Source organism: Metabacillus dongyingensis, assembly GCF_019933155.2.
In the GTDB taxonomy this organism is placed as follows: domain Bacteria; phylum Bacillota; class Bacilli; order Bacillales; family Bacillaceae; genus Bacillus_P; species Bacillus_P dongyingensis.
This window is the reverse complement of record NZ_CP082944.1, coordinates 3,328,128-3,348,134: the sequence shown is the minus strand read 5'-3', so window position 1 is coordinate 3,348,134 and position 20,007 is coordinate 3,328,128. Positions and strand designations below refer to the sequence as shown.

Here is a 20,007-nt window from a genome sequence, read left to right as displayed (position 1 = left end):
CATCATTTCGTTGACAGAAAACAGCATGTGTATTAAGATAAACCCCAAGAATAGAAATTAGAAGAAAGCTTCTAATATGTTCCAGTTCGTTAGATGAGTATAGTGAGAGAGTCAAATCAGTTTAGTCAAAAAGGAATTAGTTTAGCATGAGTTTAGGGTAGCCGAGAATGAGTTTAGCTGAGGTCTTTTATATTTTCCGCTACGGTTAAGACTACCCAAAAACAGATTTTTTGTTTTTGGGTTTTTTCTTTTTACCGCAGCGTTTCCGCTTAAAACCTCCTAAATACTTATTCTCCACAATGCTGGAGGAGTGAGTACTTATGTTTCATACCGATTTTGCCTCATTTAAACAAGATAGTATAAGCTATCAAACAATACCTGTTATTAAATCTTTTCAAGTTGATACGTTCACCCCTATTCAGCTCTTCAAAGTGTTTGAAGATGAAGCGGTGTATTTATTAGAAAGCAAAGATGAAGAATCGTCGTGGTCACGTTATTCATTTATTGGTTTAAATCCTTTTTTGTTCATTGAGGAAGAAAATGACCGTTACTGTGTGAGATCCAAGCAAAGAAAAACAATCTATGAATCATCTTCTTTGAAAGAAATCTTCCTCTGGATGGACGGCTATTTAAAAGTAAAGCTTCCAGATCTTGATATTCCTTTTGCAGGGGGAGCCGTAGGCTATTTAGGATATGATTCTGTCACGATGTTTGAACGAGTTCAAAAGCATGACAATCAAGATTTAAATTTTAAAAAGTGCTTATTATTCGTTTGCCATACGATGATAGCGTTCGATCATATTGATAAAACACTCTCTTTTATTCATTACGAACGTCTATCTGGAAAAGAATCAGAAGCAGGCAAGCGAGCAGTCTATGAGATTGCTGAAGCTAAAATCAATCAGCTGATCTCACAATTGACCGAAAAAAGAGACTTCAATGATTTGATGCTCTCTCCGATGGATCAGGCATCTGTTTCGTTCGAAGGAGTAAGCTCCAATTTTGAAAAAAATGATTTTCTGAATTCAGTTGAAAAAATCAAAGATTATATCAAAGCAGGCGATATCTTTCAGGGAGTTCTTTCTCAAAGATTTGAAGTGCCGATTACGGCCAAAGGCTTCGATTTATATCGAATGCTGAGGGTCGTGAATCCCTCGCCCTATATGTTCTACATTAAATTTGATGAGACTGAGCTGATCGGCAGTTCTCCGGAAAGACTGATCTACGTGCAGGACGGCTACTTGGAAATCCACCCGATTGCAGGGACCAGAAAACGCGGAAAGACAGAAGAAGAGGATCTGCGGCTTGAGGAAGATCTGCGCAGCGATGAAAAGGAAAAAGCAGAGCATTATATGCTTGTGGACCTGGCAAGAAATGATATTGGGAGAGTTGCCGATTACGGGTCAGTCAAAACCCCGGTGTTAATGGAGCTCGGACGATTTTCACACGTGATGCATTTAATTTCAAAGGTGACCGGCCAATTAAAAACCGGCACACATCCAATTGATGCCCTGCTGTCATCTTTCCCTGCAGGAACGGTATCAGGTGCCCCGAAAGTCCGTGCCATGCAGATTCTGCAGGAGCTTGAGCCAACAGCAAGAAACGCTTATGCAGGGTGCATCGCTTATATTGGCTTTGACGGGAATATAGATTCATGTATTACGATCAGGACGATTGCGCTGCAGGGCGGAAAAGCCTATGTTCAGGCAGGAGCTGGAATAGTAGCTGATTCAAAGCCAGAACTTGAATGGAAAGAGACGAGAAATAAAGCAAGTGCCTTAATCAAAACGATTGAACTTGCTGAAAAAGTGTTTGGCAAAAAGGAGGAGGCTCAAAAATGAAAACATTACTCAGCAAATGCATTGAAGGCCATACGCTGACAGAAGAAGAAGCAACTGCTGCCATGAATCAAGTAATGGAGGGAAAAGCCACTTCCAGCCAAATCGCAAGTTTTATTTCCATATTAAGATTCCGCGGCGAAACGGTTGACGAGCTTGTCGGTTTTGCAAAGGCAATGAAACAGCATATGACCCGCATTGATTATGCAGAGGATCTGATTGATACGTGCGGTACAGGGGGAGATGGGGCATCGACATTTAATATCTCGACTGCATCAGCCATTCTTGCATCTTCTCTCGGAGCAAAAGTAGCAAAACACGGCAATCGCGCAATCTCATCAAAAAGCGGCAGTGCAGATGTGCTTGAACAGCTTGGAATCTCCATTCAAACAACACCGGAAGAAGCGAAGCTCGCTCTGCAGACTTATGATATGAGTTTTCTGTTCGCGCCAATCTACCATTCTTCAATGAAGCACGCCGTAAGTCCAAGGCAGGAAATTGGCTTTAGAACGGTCTTTAATCTACTTGGTCCATTAGCAAATCCTGCTAATGCGAAGCGCCAAGTGATGGGGGTGTTTTCTACAGAGTATGCAGAGAAAATAGCCTATGCCCTTCGCGAACTTGGCTCAGAGCATGTTCTTCTTGTAACCGGAAGAGATGGCCTTGACGAATGCAGCATTACAGGTGTAACAGATATTGTTGAACTGAAAAAAGGCAAGATTGACCGTTATGAAATAACCCCTGAAGAGATGGGTCTTGAACGCGGCGAATTAAAAGATATCCAGGTTGAGAGTCCTGCAGAAAGCGCAAAACTAATTCTCGATGTATTCAAGGGGAAACGCGAAGGGGCAGCAGCAGACATTGTTGCACTGAATGCTGGTGCTGCTTTATATATAGCAGGCAAGACTGATTCATTTGCTGATGGAGTGAAAAAAGCGGCGGACGCAATCGAAAATGGCACAGCCTATCGTCAGCTCGCCCGTCTTCAAAGTAAGAAGGAGGAGCAATATGCTTACTAAAATTCTTGAAAAGAAACGGGAAGAAGTCCTTTCGCTTACTATTCCTGAAAGAATAAACGTTTCTGAACGGTCATTTTACAATGCCCTGAAGCAATCAAACCGAAAACCGGCTTTAATTGCAGAAGTAAAGAAGGCATCTCCCTCTAAAGGGGTCATTAAAGAAAACTTTCATCCGGTGGAAATTGCAAAAGCATATGAAGCTGGAAAAGCAGATTGTCTCTCTGTTTTAACGGATGAAAGCTTTTTTCAGGGTCATCGTGATTTTATAGCTGAAATTAAGAAAGAAGTCAGTCTCCCTGTTTTAAGAAAGGATTTCATTATTGATCACAAGCAAGTTCAGGAATCCAAGAATATAGGAGCAGATGCCATCCTCTTAATAGGGGAGGCACTTGAAGCAAGAGAGCTGCACGAACTGTATTTGCATGCATATGAGTTGGGCATGGATGTTTTAGTGGAAGTGCATTCTCTGGCAGTTCTGGAAAAGCTTCTGCCTGAGTTCACCCCAGAAATACTTGGTGTGAATAATAGAGATCTTTCAACCTTTAAGACTGATATCCATCAAATAAAGACGATAAGCAGATCCGTTCCAAAAGATACACTGCTTGTAAGTGAAAGCGGGATTTTTACATTTGAAGATGTAAAGACTGTTCAGCAAGAAGGCGCTAATGCCATTTTAGTCGGAGAATCCCTCATGCGGGAGAATGATCAAACATTTGCCATCAAAGCCCTGTACGGAGAAGAAAATGAATAGGCCTTTGATTAAGCTGTGCGGAAATCGTTCTTTGGAAGATTTAAAAATGACAAGCGAGTCAAATGCAGACTATCTCGGACTTATCTTTGCCGAAAGTAAGCGCAGGGTGCAAGCCCATCAAGTAAAAGAATGGCTTGATTCGGTTGATATAAAGGAGAAACAGTTAGTTGCGATTTTTGTAAATGCCAGCCTGAATGAAATAGAAGATATAATGAAAAATCTTCCAATTGATGTCATTCAATGCCACGGCTCAGAAACAGTCAGAGACATAGCTAATATCAAACATCATTTTAATAAGAGAGTATGGAAAGCATTGCCCCATTACGAGGGAACACTGTCTGATATGAAAAAATATGCAGAAGCAGCGGACGGCTTTGTGATTGATTCTAAAGTCAAAGACGCATTTGGAGGAACTGGACAGACATTTGATTGGTCAAAAGTGCCGTGTTATATACAGGCAGCTGAAGAGCTAAACAAAACGCTCTTCATTGCAGGAGGCATTGCACCTGACAATATTCATCAGCTGCTGGGACTATATCCGCCGGGAATCGATATTTCAAGCGGGATTGAACAAAACGGAAAAAAAGATGAGACCTTGTTGACAAGGCTTGAAGAAAGGGTGAATCACCATGTATCAGTTTCCAGATGAATTTGGCAGATTCGGAGAATTTGGAGGAAAGTATGTACCTGAAACGTTAATGCAGCCGCTTGAGGAGCTGCAAGAGGCATTTGCAGAAGCGGTGGCAGATCCTGCATTTATGAATGAATATCATCGTCTTCTAATTGAATATTCCGGAAGACCTACAGCATTGACGTATGCCGAAAACGTGACGAAAAAACTTGGCGGAGCAAAAATTTTCTTGAAACGCGAGGATCTTAACCATACTGGCGCCCACAAAATCAATAATGCAATTGGGCAAGCCCTGCTTGCACAGAAAATGGGGAAAACAAAGATTATTGCAGAGACTGGTGCAGGCCAGCACGGTGTTGCGGCAGCAACGGTTGCAGCAAAGTTTGGACTGGAATGCAAAGTCTTTATGGGTGAAGAAGATGTCATGAGACAGCAGCTCAATGTCTTTCGTATGAAACTGCTCGGGGCAGAAGTCATTCCTGTTCACAGCGGCAATAAAACACTGAAGGATGCTACAAACGAGGCGATCAGATACTGGGTTCAGCATTGCGAGGATCATTTCTATATGATTGGTTCAGTAGTCGGGCCTCATCCCTATCCGCAAATGGTCAGAGAGTTTCAAAGAGTAATAGGAGAAGAAGCAAAGCAGCAGCTGGCTGAACGAATGGACTGCCTTCCTGATAAAGTGGTTGCATGTGTCGGCGGAGGAAGCAATGCGATCGGCATGTTTGCAGCCTTCATTGAAGAAGATGTAGACCTTGTAGGAGTAGAAGCTGCCGGTAAAGGCGTTGATACACCTCTTCATGCTGCAACAATCACTAAAGGCACAAAAGGGGTTATTCATGGTTCACTCACGTACCTTTTGCAGGATCAGTACGGACAGATTATTGAACCATATTCTATATCTGCAGGGCTTGATTACCCTGGAATAGGACCTGAACATGCGCACCTTGCAGACACCGGCCGAGTGAAATATGAGAGTGTAACAGACGATGAGGCATTAGAAGCTTTAACCTGCTTAGCCAAGGAAGAAGGAATTCTTGCGGCTATTGAAACTGCTCATGCTCTCGCAAAAGCATTCCAGCTTGCGCAGGAAATGGATTCGGACGAAACACTGCTCATTTGTCTATCAGGACGCGGAGACAAAGATGTTCATACACTAATGAGTTCACTTGAAGGGAGCGATAAGAATGCAGGAATACTTGCAGAAGCAGCTGGAACAAAATAAGAAATTATTTATCCCATTTATTACAGCAGGCGACCCGAATGGCGAAGCTACAATCGGGCTCGCTCTTACTCTTCAGAAAGCAGGAGCTGCAGCTATTGAACTCGGCATCCCATATTCAGATCCCCTTGCGGACGGGCCTGTCATCCAGAGGGCATCACAAAGAGCGCTGTCAGAAGGAATGAATATTGTAAAAGCCATGGAACTTGTACCCTCCATGCGTGAAAGAGGTCTAACTATTCCAATAATTCTTTTTACGTATTATAATCCTGTGTTACAATTAGGAAAAGAATCCTTCTTTACTTTAGCGGAGAAAAACACAATAGACGGACTGCTGATACCAGATCTTCCTTTTGAGGAGAGCGGGGAGTTAAGAGAGTCCTGCAAGCAGCATGGAGTCACTTTTATTTCAATGGTTGCCCCTACTTCTGTGCAGCGGCTCAAGAAAATTGTTTCAAGTGCTGAAGGCTTTCTATACTGTGTTTCATCGTTAGGTGTAACGGGTTCGAGAAAGACGTTTGATCAGCGCATTTTCGATTTTCTGAGTGAGGTAACCCGAGAAGCTTCAGTCCCTGTTGTTGTCGGTTTTGGTGTTTCATCAAGGGAACATGTAGATGAACTGACGAAGGTATGTGACGGAATTGTTGTTGGGAGCGCATTAATAGAAGAAATAGAGAGGTTATCTTCAAAATTGAAAGTGGCTGACTCACTGGATGCTGCGCTGCTTGAGTTTGAAGAAAAAGCTGGCTCATTTGTTTCAGATGCTAAAGTAAGAACAGGATGAAATGAGCAGTAAGCGAATAAAGTTTTCGCTTTTATAACAGAAGAGGTGTCCATTCATGCAAATTAAAGATCAACTTACAAACTTAAAACCGTATCAGCCGGGAAAACCAATTGAAGAAGTAAAAAAAGAATATAACTTAACTCACATTGTGAAGCTCGCTTCCAACGAAAACCCATACGGCAGCTCAGAACGTGCGAAAAAAGCGATTCAGGATGAACTGAATCAGCTTGCACTGTACCCAGACGGCTACAGTGCACAGCTCCGTGAATCACTGGCACGTTTTTTAAAAGTAGAGGAAAACGAAATTATTTTTGGAAATGGATCCGATGAAATTGTTCAGATCATTTGCCGGGCATTTTTGAAAAAAGGGACAAACACAGTGATGGCAACACCGACATTTCCTCAATACCGCCACAATGCCGTCATCGAAGACGCAGATATTAAGGAAATTCCGCTGATTAATGGAAATCACGATCTTGACTCCATGCTTGCAGCAATTGATGAACAAACAAAGGTCATTTGGCTCTGTTCACCTAACAATCCTACAGGCACTTATATTAACGAGCAGTCTTTGCATGCTTTTCTGAATAAGGTTCCTGATCATGTGCTGGTTATTCTGGATGAAGCTTATTATGAATATGTGACAGCCTCTGATTTTCCAGAAACGCTGCCATTAATCAAAGAATATAAAAACGTCATGATTCTGCGTACATTCTCAAAAGCATACGGTCTTGCAGCACTCCGCGTCGGATATGGAATTGCGAACAAGGAGTTAATCAAAAGCATCGAACCTGCAAGAGAGCCTTTTAATACGAACCGTTTAGGGCAAACTGCAGCTCTGCATGCTTTAAGTGACCAGGAGTTCATTAAACAATGTGCAGAAAAAAATAAACAGGGTCTCGAACAATTTTATCAATTCAGCAAAGAACACGGTCTATCCTACTATCCTTCAGAAGGAAACTTTATTCTGATTGATTTTAACCGCGATGCTGATGAAGTATTTCAGGCGCTCCTGGAAAAAGGCTATATCGTCCGTTCCGGTAAAGCACTCGGATTTCCGACGTCTATCCGCATCACGATCGGAACGAAAGAACAAAACGAAGAGATTCTGCAGATTTTAACAGAATTGATTTCATAAAAGAAGAGGTGATCTTAATCACCTCTTTCTTATAACTATAGGAAATATCATTATATACTTTGATGTCTAGCACGATCGCCCAACTTCTCAATCAGAACAAATCCGTCAAAAACTCATCAGACCCGGACTTTTCTGCCGGAATTATCTATCATGCCCGAGCTAAATGGGCGATTACGCTTTTCCTATACATACTGCAGCTGAAGGTGATAAGAAATGGAACAGCAGATCGAAAAAATACATATAGTAGGATTAGGGTTAATAGGCGGTTCTATCGCTCTTGCTATAAAGCAGGAGTTTCCTGCCATAACGATTGCCGGATATGATATTAATCAAAGCCAGACTGAAATCGCAAAGACTCTGACTGTAATTGATGAAATAGCCGCAGATCAATTTGACGGCATAGAGACAGCCGATATAATTATTCTTGCTACACCGGTTGAGCAGACTTTGTCTATTATCGCCGCATTAAGTTCACTTTCATTAAAAGAAAGTGTCATTATTACGGATGTAGGCAGCACAAAACAAAAAATCAGCAATCATGCAGCTTCTGTTTTCGGGGGCAATGTGCAGTTTATTGGCGGACATCCGATGGCCGGATCACATAAATCAGGTGTTATTGCGGCAAAAGCCCACCTTTTTGAAAATGCCTTTTATATCCTGACACCTATGGAGCATACCTCAAGGGAATCGATTGGCATCCTTCAGCACGTTCTTAAAGGAACAAAGGCTCATTTTGTTGAAATGACTCCAGCTGAACATGACGAGGTTACTGGCATCATCAGTCATTTTCCGCATATCGTCGCAGCGAGCCTTGTTCACCAGGCAGGAAGATTTGAAGACAATCATCCTGTCATAAAACGTCTGGCAGCCGGCGGATTCAGGGATATCACAAGGATTGCATCAAGCAGCCCTGCAATGTGGAGAGATATACTTCTTCATAATAAAGAGAAGCTTCTTGCTTTGTTTGATGACTGGCGATACGAAATGGACCGTGTCAGAGAGCTTGTAGATGAACTTGACGGAGATGCATTATTTTCGTATTTTCAGGAAGCTAAGGATTTTAGAGATGGCCTGCCGGAGAGAGAGAAAGGCGCGATTCCTTCTTTTTACGATTTATATGTGGACGTTCCGGATTATCCCGGGGTCATTTCTGAAATTACAGGTTACCTTGCAATAGAGGAAATCAGCATTACGAACATTCGGATTATTGAAACACGCGAAGAGATTTATGGTGTGCTGAGATTAAGCTTTCAGACGGATGTCGACCGTGAACGGGCTCAAAAATGCATCGAGAAACATACAGACTACAAAACATTTTTCAGTTAATGAGGTGATCAGCATGTCAAATGAAAAGAAATTGCGAAGAGCAGAGACGTTAAGCGGCGAAATTGCCATTCCCGGTGATAAATCCATTTCGCATAGAGCGGTCATGTTCGGAGCTCTTGCAAATGGTGAGACAGTTATTGAAAACTTCCTTGCTGGAGCAGACTGTTTATCCACTATTGCCTGCTTCAGACAAATGGGCGTTGAAATAGAACAGAACGGAGCGAAGGTGAAAGTCTCAGGGAAAGGAATTGATTCTCTAAGGGAACCTGAAGAATTATTGGATGTAGGCAATTCAGGTACAACTACCCGTCTAATGCTGGGCATTTTAGCAGGACGTCCGTTCCATGCCTGCATCATCGGCGATGAATCAATTGCTAAAAGGCCGATGACACGTGTCACTGATCCTCTAAGAGAGATGGGTGCATCTATTGATGGCAGACAAAACGGCAATTATACGCCTATTTCCATTCGCGGAGGCACACTTAAAGGATTAGACTATGTATCACCTGTAGCTAGCGCTCAAGTTAAGTCTGCTATTCTGCTTGCAGGGCTGCAGGCAAAAAATGAAAAAACGCGAGTAACAGAACCTCATAAATCAAGAGATCATACGGAAAGAATGCTTAGAGCTTTCGGTGTTGAAGTGAAGGAAAATGATCGATCAGCAGAGATTATCGGCGGTCAGTCTCTTAAGGCTGCATCCATTCAGGTTCCCGGTGATATTTCTTCTGCAGCCTTTTTCTTAGTAGCAGGTGCAATTGTTCCAGACAGTACCATTACGCTGAAAAATGTAGGGATCAATCCGACCAGAACAGGGATTATTGAAGTTCTTAAAAAAATGGGTGCAGATTTAACGATTAAAGAGAAAGGATCTCACGCCCATGAGCCTGTTGCGGATTTAACGATTTCAGCGTCTGAATTAAAAGGAACAGTGATATCAGGAGAATTAATTCCGCGATTGATCGATGAAATTCCCGTTATTGCATTGCTTGCCACTCAAGCTGAAGGGGAGACAATCATTAAAGATGCAAGTGAGCTGAAGGTGAAAGAAACAAACCGCATTGATACGGTTGTGCAGGAGCTTAAGAAGCTTGGAGCAGATATTGAGCCTACAGATGACGGCATGATTATCCGGGGCAAGCAGGCCTTAAGAACGTCAGCATCGGTATCAAGCCATGGTGATCATAGAATCGGTATGATGCTTGCAGTTGCGGCTCTTATAACAGAAGGAGAGGTTTCATTGTCAGGTCATGAAGCAATCAATGTATCCTATCCGCAATTTTTTGAACACTTAAACCAGCTCGCTGATAAGAAAAGCGGAAGCGCCCGTCTAGCTTAGGCCTGACAGTTTAGAGTCCGGAAAAAAGTCCAGGTTTGACTTATTTGCCGGATTTGTTCTGGCCGAGGAGTTGGGCTGTGAAGCTGGACAGTAATGAGCAAACTTTTAAACTTTCTAATTCACTCAGGAAAAATGCCTGCAGGAAAAAAGTTTTCCTGCAGGTTTCTTCTTTAACTGTCATATCCTTCGCCTTCCCTTCATAGCTTGTCTTAAGAAGGTTGTAAGGGAGGGATGAAAGGCTTTGGCCTACCTTATTGAAGATGCAAATATTTTAAAAAATGGCGAAATCGTTAAGACCTCGATTCTAATACGAAATAACAAAATTGATTACATGAGTTCTTCGCTGCAGAAGATGACATGCATGAAAATGAATGCTGCGGACTATCTGTTAACATCTGGTCATGTGATGCTTGATTTTTCTATTGGAGGTTCTTTTTCAGAAATAAAACGAATCTTCACAGAAAAACTGATCGCAAAAGGCTGTACCACTGTAATAGCAATTGCCGAGACAGAATATGAACGGGATCTCCCCGAAGCCATTCGCAAAAAGAAACAAATGATGATCAATTCTCCAATCGATTACTGCATCGGTGTGAAAGTTCCGCTGAAAAGATTGACCCCATCATTGCTCATTAGCTGCAAAAAAAATAAAATTCCACTGCTCATTTTAGAGATTCATCCAGAAGATTCAATCGCTGATTTTCCATGGGAATGGATCCGCGGAAGCATATACGGATTCCCGATGACATTCCTTCCTCAATTGACCGGAATACATTCAGATAAAAGGAGAAAACAGTTTTCTGCATTGATGAATAGACACCGAATGTCCGCAGAACCAGACTGTCCTTCAGAACATGTACCGCTTGAAAAATCACTGTTAATGAAAATCGGGATTTACCCTGAAAAAGGAGATATCAGGATCGGCGGCGAAGTTGATTATAACCTCTATGTGCGAAATGGATTCAATTCAGTTGAAGAAATGTCCGCTAGCAGGTATCATAATCATATTCCTACATTTACGATTCATAAGGGACAGCTGATCAAAGTGGATGAAAAAGTTTGCATAAGGCCTGGATTTGGAGAGTTTTGTGAAATCTCCATGTCGGGCAGGTTTGCTGCAAATGCTGTCCCATAAGGATATCCTTGGAAAGGGCGTTACAAGTTGAAAAATTCACTAATTGAAGCAATAGAATTAGTTGAGTCAGGACAAGCTGAAGAAGGCCTAAAAAAACTTTCAGGGCTTGAGAAGACTCTTCATGATGAAGAAAAATTTCTGCTTGCGGAAAAATACTACCAATGGGGCAATACGGAGCATGCGCTGAATATAATGGAAGACATGCATTTATTGTACCCGGAAGAATCTGAGGTTACGGTATTTTTAGCAGAAGTCTATATAGATATGGACGAAGAAGAAAAAGCAATTGAACTGCTGGGTACAATCCCTGAAACAGACACCGCTTATGTACAGGCTTTGATCCTTTCTGCTGATTTGTATCAAATGCAGGGATTAAATGAAGTAAGTGAACAAAAGCTCCTGTCTGCTAAAAAAATGGTGCCGAATGAACCTGTGATCGACTTTGCTCTCGGAGAACTATATTTTCATCAAGGGCATTACCACAAAGCCATCCCCTATTTTAAAGATGTATTAAAAGAGCATACAGTTATAACCGGTGTTAATGTCTATCAGAGGCTTGCAGAATCGATCAGTGCTTCAGGTGAATTTGAAGAAGCTCTTCCGTACTATGAAAAAGCAGTCGATCAACAAGTAGATTTGCACACGTTGTTCGGTTATGGTTTTACAGCACTTCAGGCAAATTATCCCAAGACAGCAATTGATCAGTTTTTAAAATTAAAAGAACTCGATCATGAATATACATCTCTTTATTTATATTTAGCAAAAGCATATGAAGAAGAAGGCATGCTGAAGGAAAGTCTTGAAACTGTAAAAGACGGATTGAAGGTGGATGAGTATAATAAGGAGCTTTATGTTTACGGAGGGAAAATCGCTTTAAAAAATAATGAGCCAAACGAAGCATCAGCCTTGCTTCAGCAAGCCATTGCCATTGATCCAGGACATGTCGAAGCAACAATTACACTGACAAATATTTATATGCAGGAGCAAAAATATGAAGAGGTTATTGACTGTCTGAAAGAAGTGATGAGGTACGGCGAGGAAGATCCTGAATATGACCGCAAATTAGCACGAGCTTATCATGAAACAGAGCAATATTCGGATGCATTAAACCATTACCAGCGAGCATATAATTTCTTCAAGGAAGAACCAGATTTTCTTACGGAGTACGGTTTTTACCTGTTAGAGGACGGAAATCGCGCCGCCGCCAGGGAAATGTTCCGCCAGGCATTAAAGCATGATCCGGCGAATGTCGAAATCGAAGAGATTTTGATACAATTAGAAGATGATTTTTAACGTCCAATCGGAAGGATTTCACCTAGGATCTGTTGAACTTTAAGAATAAGAATCTACAGTTAGCAGAGGAGGGAAATGCATATGATGGCCCCTGTATCTGTCATTGAGAAGAAGGATTTTATCAGGTGGTTTTTAAATCATTATCAGTTGAAAAGACGGGAATGTGTTTGGATCTTGAATTACTTAATGAGTCACGACACGCTGATGGAAAAAGTGCATTTCGTTGAGCAGGCCCAATATTGTCCGCGCGGGATTATCATGTCAACCCACTGCGTAGAGGAAGTGCCGTTTCGTTTTTACAAAGAAAATGTCATGACAACGGATGCAGAAAAATCCTTCCATGACATTCGGTTAAATAAAGACGAGGATCTGTTCATTCAGCTCAACTTCCGCTCGGCCTATCAATCGCCGAATTATGCAGCAGTGCTAGAAGCCAATCCATTTATGCCGAAACATCTCAACATTAATGAAAAAGACCGTGTAGTAGCTGAACGCATTTTAGAGCAATCGATTCAAACGTTCCAAAAAGAAAAATTACTTCAAATGATTGATGACGCACTTGACCGCCAGGATAAAGAAGCGTTTGAAAGCTTGACTGAAAAACTGAAATGTTTGAAATAAGGAAGGAACCTCCATTAGATGAGGTTCTTTTTTTGATTGAACAAGGAAAGAGAAAAGATATTTTCAGAATTTTCAATTGATTTATCGGTCATATCATGACAAAATATCATTGATGAGTGCAATCGTTTACATATATGAAACCATCTAAATTGTATAAACGATTATGCTTACAGTAAAAGGGGGGAATGGGATGAGGAGAATGAGAAGGAAATGGACATCCTTTCTGTTAATTATTCTGCTCCTGTCAAGTGGTGTAATGAGTTCTTGGCAGGCATTTGCCGCTGATGAAAAAAGCGTAATAACGGTTGATGGAAACGATCATGACTGGGCAGGAACAGAACCGCTGGCATCATCTGCAAACCCGGGATATAAAGGATTTCATCTCGGAAATGTCTATCTGAAAAATGACAGCAAATTTCTCTATTACTGGGTTGATGCTAAAAATGTCCCAAACTGGGGCGACAATGGCATGTACATGAATCTGGCATTAAACGTAAATAACGAAGATTCGAATGTGGAAGGAAATCCATGGGGAGCACCATTCCATTTTGGAGGTACAGATGCAAAACCTCAGTTTCATATCGTTTCAAGAATAAAGAATGATCGTGAAATAGCCCGAGCTGCGTTATACAGTGCAGAAGATTTTAATCATCCCAGACTTTCCACTTGGGAAAATATCAAAGGTGCACAGTTTGCATCTGACCGCACGAAGGGATTTGAAGGGAAAATCCCATTAAGTGAAATGGGGCTTGAAAATAATGATTCACTAAAAGCAATTGCCGTATTAAGCGGAAATACTGCTGCTGAACATGGTGCATTTGATGTAAGCCCTGAGGCCAGCGGAAATACTGCTGCAGGATCATGGAATGAAAAAGATGATTCAAATAAGCAATCAGTCTATGGCGCTGAATATACCATTAAAGGAATCATCGATGCAAAACAGCTTGAACTTACTTCAGCAGCACCTGCTGATGGAGCTGCGGATGTTAAAACAACTTCACCAATTACCCTGACGTTCAATGAGCCAATAAAACTGGAGCAGCCGAATAGCATTTCCCTTATAGAAAATGGTGGACAGGCTGTAAATTCAGAAATTACTGCGGCTGCAAACCAGCTGAAAATAGTTCCTGAGATTCTGCAAAAAGAGCTAGATTATACGCTTACTGTTCCAAAACAATCCATCACCGGAGAAAAATCAGGAACAGCATTAGAGCAGGATCTCTCTCTTTCTTTAAAAACAAGTGAGATGAACAGTCCGGTTAAAAGGTATGTACAGTTTACGTATTCCAGAGAGGATGCCGATTATGACGGCTGGAATATTTGGACTTGGCAAACGGGACTTGAAGATGGCGAAAAGCTGTTTACTGAAGAGAATGATAGAGGTGCCGTTTCAAAGTTTGAAGTAGGAGCGGAGGCATCGAACATAGGATTTGTGATTAGAAAAGGTCAGAACTGGGCTGTAAAGGATCCATATGATCAAGACAGGTATATTGAAACAGATCCATCACAGCCGCTGACAAAAGTGTTTGTCGAAAGCGGTAAGAGTGAGTTTCACACAATTCCAGCGATAAAGGGTCCTGTCATATCGGAAGGAAAAGCAACATTCTTCTATCGCGATCAGGAGCTATTCGAAAACAATGCGATGTCTGATATTGATCATGTAAAAATAAAAATTGACGGCAAGCAATTTGACATGAAATATGATGAGAAAAATGAATATTTCTTATATACATTTGAACTGCCAAAAGAGGGGAAGTATGAATACAAGTTTCTTGTCACAATGGGCGGAACAACGAAAGAAGTAACAGATCCATATAATGAAAAATCATATATCGACTACGTCATTCCAAAAGTAAAGATGAAAGCAGCTGTATCTCCAAAAGAAGTGACATCCAATCAGAATGCTGTCTTAAGTCTGGATATAAAATCTGATCAGGAAAACATCCTGTTTTCAGATATGTATGCTGATGCTTCATCTATTGGAGGACCGGATGACTTGCAGATCGATCCACAATTAAAAGAAGTGACTTTGTCAGTAAAGAGTTCGGTGCCTGCCGGTGATAAAGAAATTCCGGTTACAGCTGTTGATGAATTTGGCAACAAACATACAACAACAGCAGCGATTTCAGTAAAACCAAGGGTTTCCGAAGGAGAAGGAGATTTTGACTGGGACGAGGCAAGAATCTATTTTATGCTGACTGACCGGTTCAATGATGGCGACCAGGGGAATAACGATCCCAATAATGAAAAATATGATGTGAATCATCCTGAATCATATCACGGCGGAGATTTTAAAGGAATATCCGAAAAGCTTGACTATCTTGATGATCTTGGCATCAATACAATCTGGATTACACCAATTGTGGATAATATTGATTGGGATCTTCGTCATAATAAAAACGGCAATCAATACGGTTACCACGGATATTGGGCAAAGGACTTCTCAAAGCTTGATGAACATCTTGGCGAGATGGAGGATTTGAATGAATTGCTGGATAAGGCACATGAACGTAAAATAAAGATTATGGTCGATGTTGTATTGAATCATACCGGCTATGGATTAAAAGAATCAGACAAGTTTGATCAGAACATCCCGAACTTTCCTCTGGATGAAGATCGTGAACGCTTCAAAGGTATGCTTCGCAGCGGGGGGACGGATGTCATAAGAGGCGAGCTTGCCGGACTGCCGGACCTGATTACAGAAGATTCAGCTGTAAGAGAGCAAATCATTGACTGGCAGACAGCGTGGGCATCTCATAAAACAAAAAAAGGAAATTCAATTGACTATTTCCGGGTAGACACTGTGAAACATGTGGAAGATACAACATGGAAAGCATTTAAAAATAAACTCACTAAAGTAAATCCTGATTTTAAACTGATTGGGGAGTATTATGGCGGCGGCATTGATAATACAGGCGGCTATTTAAACAGCGGACAGATGGATTCTCTGCTCGATTTCAATTTTAAATACGAAGCAAGAGATTTTATTAATGGTGAGATTGAGGCAGTTGAAGCAAGACTTGAGGAGCGGGGCGGCAAGCTCTCGAACACGGCGACAATGGGACAGTTCCTGAGCAGCCATGATGAAGACGGTTTCTTGCTGGCGCATGCAGGCGGAGATAAAAGCAAGCAGAAAATTGCTGCTGCTCTTCAAATAACAGCAAAAGGACAGCCGGTTATCTATTACGGAGAAGAGCTTGGGCAAACCGGAAAACACGCTGGCGATATGGATAAAGGCGAGTTTAATGAAAATCGTTATAATCTTGACTGGGACAATACGGAAAATAATGATCTGTTAACTCACTACCAGAAGCTATTAAACATCCGTAAAGACTATTCAAGCGTTTTTGCAAAAGGAGATCGGGCAAAAGTAGCAGGCAGCAATGAAGATGGATACCTTGTCTTCAAGAGAGAATACAAAGATCAATCTCTGGTTATCGGATTAAACACGACAGAAGAAATTCAGCAGATAACAATTGATGTGCCATTTGAAAAAGCTGCTGATGTTATTGATTTATACAGCGGTAAAAAATACAAGGTTTCCAGTGAACAGCAAGTAACGGTTGACTTAGCGGATCGGGAGCTTGGAGGTACGTTCATTTTATCACTTGAAAATAAAAGGACTGAGCCTCCGGCAGAAGGAGAAAATTCTCCGGGTCCGAGTGGCATTGATGAAGAAAACGGAACAGTTCAGGGTCAAAATAAATCCAATGAACATCTATCAGAAAGCAAACCAGCAGGTGAAAAAGATTCTAAGAATGAAAACAATAAGCTTCCTGCGACTTCGACAAATACCTATACTTACATGATGATAGGAGCTGTCTTGCTGATATTGGGAACGATTTTGTTTCGAAAAAAATACCAAAAAACTTAAAAATAAAGCCCCTTCTATCTATGAAGGGGCTTTTATTTTTTATGGAAGAAACCGGTATAATGTGTTTAAGAAAAGAAGAAAGAGAAAAAATAATAAAAACGATAAAACTTTAGGAGAACAAAATGAGTAAACATACCATGCTCAAGAATCAATTAATAATCAGCATCCGATAAGAGATTTAGGGAAGCAGAAATAACATATTAATCAGACTGATTTTGGAACAAAAGGTTCTTCACAATAGCCCAATATCTTCCTCAATTTCAAAACCTTATTAACAAACACATATAAAATCTATATAATTATTACATAATAAGGAGAGGGAGCTGTAAGTCATGAAATGGACATCAGAAGACGCTGACATGTTTCTTCAGTCAAAAGAATACGTAGATACCGCCATTATCCCGCTTGTTCAAATAGGATTTGGAGATAATCTGAAATCTTTGGCGGGAGAGGGAGAGTACACATCGCTGATCACAGAAGATCTTGAACGCCAGCTTAAAGGAAGAATCTTTTTGCTTCCGGCCTGCACGTACATATCAGAACAAATGCATGACAGAGAAAAAACAATTTTACAATGGTATCATGAATTAAAGGACAATTTCAAACATATTTTTTTCGTGACGAGCGATAAATTGTGGAGAAATGAAGGCGGTCCGCATAAGGACAGCGTGATCTATATTCCTCCAATTCCTATGGAACATATGGACGAGTCACTGAAAAGGAAGATGATTGAGGATCAAGTGAGTCAAATTTTGAACATTTTCTTACAATCTTGGAGGGTTTCATAAAAACCCTTACATTTTTAAAGTTCCAAAAAAGGATAATATTGACCTTACTGGAAGATTGATATATCATGAGATTGTCCTAGTTTTATATGGTTTTATCGTATGTCCTGACGGACTTCAGCTTAAGATAGAGGGGGGAAAATGATGAGCGAGAAAAAACATCGGGTTTCAAGACGACAATTTCTCAACTATACGCTGACAGGTGTAGGCGGTTTCATGGCTGCGGGTATGCTAATGCCAATGGTTCGCTTTGCGCTCGACCCTGTACTGGGCAAGGTTGAAGATCAAGATCTTGTACAGGTAGTGAAAGTAGATGAAATTACTAAAGAACCTCAACGATTTAATTTTAAAATTAAACAAGTTGATGCCTGGCACAAGTCTGAAGAACCTAGAGCAGCATGGGTTTTTAAAAATGACAAAGGGGATATAGTTGCTCTTTCTCCTGTATGTAAACATTTAGGATGCACGGTTAACTGGAACAGTGACCCTGAAAATCCTAACCAATTCTTTTGTCCTTGCCACTATGGGCGCTATGAAAAAGACGGTACAAATGTACCTGGCACACCGCCGCTTGCTCCACTCGATGTATTCGTCAGTGAAGTGAAAGATGGATTTTTGTATCTTGGTTCAGCTAAACCGCGAAAGGAGGCGTAATCAATGTTAAACAAAATTTATGATTGGGTTGATGAACGTTTAGATATTACGCCTATGTGGAGAGATATAGCTGACCATGAAGTGCCAGAACATGTAAATCCGGCGCACCATTTTTCAGCTTTTGTTTACTGCTTTGGCGGACTGACGTTCTTTGTAACAGTTATTCAGGTATTATCAGGTATGTTTTTAACGATGTATTATGTTCCCGATATTAAAAATGCATGGGAATCTGTTTATTACCTGCAAAATGAAGTCGCTTTCGGACAAATTGTCCGCGGCATGCATCACTGGGGAGCAAGTCTCGTTATCGTTATGATGTTCCTACATACTTTGCGGGTATTCTTCCAAGGTGCCTACAAAAAGCCTCGTGAACTTAACTGGGTAGTTGGCGTTTTAATTTTCTTCGTTATGTTAGGGTTGGGTTTCACAGGGTATTTATTGCCTTGGGATATGAAAGCGCTATTTGCCACAAAAGTTGGTCTTCAAATAGCTGAAGCCACACCGCTTATCGGCACTCAAGTAAAAACATTGCTTGCAGGCCATCCTGAAATCGTCGGTGCACAGACATTGACTCGTTTCTTTGCCATTCATGTGTTCTTCCTTCCTGCAGCACTGTTTGGATTAATGGGAGCTCACTTCATTATGATTCGAAAGCAGGGTATATCTGGACCTCTATAAAATAATTGATTTTAATAATTGACCGCAAGTGAAACGGACTTCGTTTGCGGAACTGCCAAAGAAGGAGGGGAAATCATGCATCGCGGAAAAGGGATGAAATTTGTTGGAGATTCACGTATTCCAGCTGAAAAAAAACCGAATATTCCAAAAGATTATTCTGAATACCCGGGTAAAACGGAAGCGTTCTGGCCGAACTTCCTCTTAAAAGAGTGGCTTGTCGGAGCCGTTTTCCTAATTGGATACCTATGTTTGACTGTGGCGCATCCATCGCCGCTTGAACGTGTTGCAGATCCGACTGACACTGGATATATTCCATTGCCGGACTGGTATTTCTTATTCTTATATCAATTGCTGAAATACACATATGCTGCAGGTCCATATACAGTCATTGGCGCATTTATTATGCCAGGACTTGCATTTGGAGCACTGCTTCTTGCACCGTTTATTGACCGCGGACCAGAACGCAAGCCTTCAAAACGTCCTGTTGCTGTTGGTATGATGCTTCTTGCAGTTTCAGCAACTATTTTCTTAACTTGGGAATCTGTTGCTACTCATGACTGGGAAGCAGCTGCAGAACAAGGGAAAATTAAGGCTGAAGCTGAAATAGACAAAGAATCAGAAGGTTACAAAATTTTCACTGAACAAACGTGTGTTTCCTGTCATGGCGATACCTTAGCAGGAGGAGCTGCTGGTCCTTCATTAGTTGATAATGGATTAAAACCAGAAGAAATTGCTAAGATTGCAAAAGAGGGACAAGGTGGAATGCCTGCTGGCATTTTCAAAGGCACGGATGAAGAATTAAAAGTCCTTTCTGAGTTTGTTTCTGGTGTTACATCAAAATAAATGAAAAGCTGACGAAAAGTCAGCTTTTTTTCTACGTTTAAGGATAGATACATATTTGAGAATGAAAGAAGTTGAA

18 protein-coding genes are annotated in these 20,007 nt (G+C 41.2%); 17 read left to right on the top strand and 1 reads right to left on the bottom strand.

Annotation, left to right across the window (positions count from 1 at the left end):
- Nucleotides 1-320 precede the first annotated feature (320 nt).
- The 9 genes from trpE to aroA all read left to right on the top strand — a co-directional run bounded on the left by trpE (nucleotide 321) and on the right by aroA (nucleotide 10,048).
- A complete protein-coding gene (trpE, locus tag K8L98_RS16475) occupies nucleotides 321-1,841 on the top strand; it encodes an anthranilate synthase component I (RefSeq protein ID WP_223436286.1) in 1,521 nt (506 codons plus the stop codon).
- Nucleotides 1,838-2,857: an anthranilate phosphoribosyltransferase gene (gene trpD, locus K8L98_RS16470; protein ID WP_223436284.1), complete on the top strand. Its 1,020-nt coding sequence runs from the start codon at nucleotides 1,838-1,840 to the stop codon at nucleotides 2,855-2,857. Before trpE ends, trpD begins: the two co-directional genes overlap by 4 nt.
- Nucleotides 2,847-3,608 carry an indole-3-glycerol phosphate synthase TrpC gene (gene trpC, locus K8L98_RS16465; protein WP_223436282.1) on the top strand — a complete coding sequence of 254 codons (762 nt, stop codon included), beginning with the start codon at nucleotides 2,847-2,849 and terminating at the stop codon, nucleotides 3,606-3,608. Before trpD ends, trpC begins: the two co-directional genes overlap by 11 nt.
- On the top strand, nucleotides 3,601-4,257 hold the full coding sequence (locus tag K8L98_RS16460; protein ID WP_223436280.1) for a phosphoribosylanthranilate isomerase: 657 nt from the start codon (nucleotides 3,601-3,603) through the stop codon (nucleotides 4,255-4,257). Before trpC ends, K8L98_RS16460 begins: the two co-directional genes overlap by 8 nt.
- Nucleotides 4,238-5,467 (top strand): tryptophan synthase subunit beta, encoded by a 1,230-nt coding sequence (trpB, locus tag K8L98_RS16455; RefSeq protein ID WP_223436278.1) that lies wholly within the window; start codon nucleotides 4,238-4,240, stop codon nucleotides 5,465-5,467. Before K8L98_RS16460 ends, trpB begins: the two co-directional genes overlap by 20 nt.
- The gene (gene trpA, locus K8L98_RS16450; RefSeq protein ID WP_223436276.1) at nucleotides 5,430-6,248 is read left to right on the top strand and encodes a tryptophan synthase subunit alpha; all 819 of its coding nucleotides are present in this window, start codon (nucleotides 5,430-5,432) and stop codon (nucleotides 6,246-6,248) included. The genes trpB and trpA overlap by 38 nt, the downstream gene beginning before the upstream one ends.
- Before the next feature lie 55 nt (nucleotides 6,249-6,303).
- The gene (hisC, locus tag K8L98_RS16445) at nucleotides 6,304-7,386 is read left to right on the top strand and encodes a histidinol-phosphate transaminase (protein ID WP_223436275.1); all 1,083 of its coding nucleotides are present in this window, start codon (nucleotides 6,304-6,306) and stop codon (nucleotides 7,384-7,386) included.
- Between the two features lie 213 nt (nucleotides 7,387-7,599).
- Entirely contained in the window at nucleotides 7,600-8,712 is a 1,113-nt protein-coding gene (locus K8L98_RS16440; protein ID WP_223436273.1) for a prephenate dehydrogenase, read from the top strand.
- 13 nt (nucleotides 8,713-8,725) lie between these two features.
- Nucleotides 8,726-10,048: a 3-phosphoshikimate 1-carboxyvinyltransferase gene (gene aroA, locus K8L98_RS16435; protein ID WP_223436271.1), complete on the top strand. Its 1,323-nt coding sequence runs from the start codon at nucleotides 8,726-8,728 to the stop codon at nucleotides 10,046-10,048.
- A 40-nt stretch (nucleotides 10,049-10,088) separates the two neighbouring features.
- Here aroA and K8L98_RS16430 read toward each other — a convergent pair whose 3' ends face one another.
- Nucleotides 10,089-10,229 carry a hypothetical protein gene (locus K8L98_RS16430; RefSeq protein WP_223436268.1) on the bottom strand — a complete coding sequence of 47 codons (141 nt, stop codon included), beginning with the start codon at nucleotides 10,227-10,229 and terminating at the stop codon, nucleotides 10,089-10,091.
- Nucleotides 10,230-10,289: 60 nt separating this feature from the next.
- On the opposite strand from K8L98_RS16430, the gene K8L98_RS16425 reads away from it, so the two are divergent.
- From K8L98_RS16425 to K8L98_RS16390, 8 genes are all read left to right on the top strand, one after another.
- On the top strand, nucleotides 10,290-11,183 hold the full coding sequence (locus K8L98_RS16425) for an amidohydrolase family protein (RefSeq protein WP_223436266.1): 894 nt from the start codon (nucleotides 10,290-10,292) through the stop codon (nucleotides 11,181-11,183).
- Nucleotides 11,184-11,210: 27 nt separating this feature from the next.
- Nucleotides 11,211-12,476, top strand: a complete 1,266-nt coding sequence (locus K8L98_RS16420; RefSeq protein WP_223436264.1) for a tetratricopeptide repeat protein — start codon at nucleotides 11,211-11,213, stop codon at nucleotides 12,474-12,476.
- A gap of 81 nt (nucleotides 12,477-12,557) precedes the next feature.
- Nucleotides 12,558-13,097, top strand: coding sequence for a ReoY family proteolytic degradation factor (locus tag K8L98_RS16415; RefSeq protein ID WP_223436262.1), 540 nt, complete (start codon nucleotides 12,558-12,560; stop codon nucleotides 13,095-13,097).
- Between the two features lie 190 nt (nucleotides 13,098-13,287).
- Nucleotides 13,288-16,971 carry an alpha-amylase family glycosyl hydrolase gene (locus K8L98_RS16410; RefSeq protein WP_223436260.1) on the top strand — a complete coding sequence of 1,228 codons (3,684 nt, stop codon included), beginning with the start codon at nucleotides 13,288-13,290 and terminating at the stop codon, nucleotides 16,969-16,971.
- A 332-nt stretch (nucleotides 16,972-17,303) separates the two neighbouring features.
- Nucleotides 17,304-17,759, top strand: coding sequence for a YpiF family protein (locus K8L98_RS16405; protein WP_223436258.1), 456 nt, complete (start codon nucleotides 17,304-17,306; stop codon nucleotides 17,757-17,759).
- Between the two features lie 141 nt (nucleotides 17,760-17,900).
- Nucleotides 17,901-18,410, top strand: coding sequence for a Rieske (2Fe-2S) protein (locus tag K8L98_RS16400; protein ID WP_223436256.1), 510 nt, complete (start codon nucleotides 17,901-17,903; stop codon nucleotides 18,408-18,410).
- 3 nt (nucleotides 18,411-18,413) lie between these two features.
- A complete protein-coding gene (gene qcrB, locus K8L98_RS16395) occupies nucleotides 18,414-19,088 on the top strand; it encodes a menaquinol-cytochrome c reductase cytochrome b subunit (protein ID WP_029280290.1) in 675 nt (224 codons plus the stop codon).
- 75 nt (nucleotides 19,089-19,163) lie between these two features.
- A complete protein-coding gene (locus K8L98_RS16390; RefSeq protein ID WP_223436254.1) occupies nucleotides 19,164-19,931 on the top strand; it encodes a menaquinol-cytochrome c reductase cytochrome b/c subunit in 768 nt (255 codons plus the stop codon).
- Nucleotides 19,932-20,007: the final 76 nt, after the last annotated feature.

Bases quoted from the DNA above. Each gene is read 5' to 3' on its own strand.
- trpE (WP_223436286.1), top strand. From the start codon at position 321: ATGTTTCATACCGATTTTGCCTCATTTAAACAAGATAGTATAAGCTAT.
- trpD (WP_223436284.1), top strand. From the start codon at position 1,838: ATGAAAACATTACTCAGCAAATGCATTGAAGGCCATACGCTGACAGAA.
- trpC (WP_223436282.1), top strand. From the start codon at position 2,847: ATGCTTACTAAAATTCTTGAAAAGAAACGGGAAGAAGTCCTTTCGCTT.
- K8L98_RS16460 (WP_223436280.1), top strand. From the start codon at position 3,601: ATGAATAGGCCTTTGATTAAGCTGTGCGGAAATCGTTCTTTGGAAGAT.
- trpB (WP_223436278.1), top strand. From the start codon at position 4,238: ATGTATCAGTTTCCAGATGAATTTGGCAGATTCGGAGAATTTGGAGGA.
- trpA (WP_223436276.1), top strand. From the start codon at position 5,430: ATGCAGGAATACTTGCAGAAGCAGCTGGAACAAAATAAGAAATTATTT.
- hisC (WP_223436275.1), top strand. From the start codon at position 6,304: ATGCAAATTAAAGATCAACTTACAAACTTAAAACCGTATCAGCCGGGA.
- K8L98_RS16440 (WP_223436273.1), top strand. From the start codon at position 7,600: ATGGAACAGCAGATCGAAAAAATACATATAGTAGGATTAGGGTTAATA.
- aroA (WP_223436271.1), top strand. From the start codon at position 8,726: ATGTCAAATGAAAAGAAATTGCGAAGAGCAGAGACGTTAAGCGGCGAA.
- K8L98_RS16430 (WP_223436268.1), bottom strand. From the start codon at position 10,229: ATGACAGTTAAAGAAGAAACCTGCAGGAAAACTTTTTTCCTGCAGGCA.
- K8L98_RS16415 (WP_223436262.1), top strand. From the start codon at position 12,558: ATGATGGCCCCTGTATCTGTCATTGAGAAGAAGGATTTTATCAGGTGG.
- K8L98_RS16410 (WP_223436260.1), top strand. From the start codon at position 13,288: ATGAGGAGAATGAGAAGGAAATGGACATCCTTTCTGTTAATTATTCTG.
- K8L98_RS16405 (WP_223436258.1), top strand. From the start codon at position 17,304: ATGAAATGGACATCAGAAGACGCTGACATGTTTCTTCAGTCAAAAGAA.
- K8L98_RS16400 (WP_223436256.1), top strand. From the start codon at position 17,901: ATGAGCGAGAAAAAACATCGGGTTTCAAGACGACAATTTCTCAACTAT.
- qcrB (WP_029280290.1), top strand. From the start codon at position 18,414: ATGTTAAACAAAATTTATGATTGGGTTGATGAACGTTTAGATATTACG.
- K8L98_RS16390 (WP_223436254.1), top strand. From the start codon at position 19,164: ATGCATCGCGGAAAAGGGATGAAATTTGTTGGAGATTCACGTATTCCA.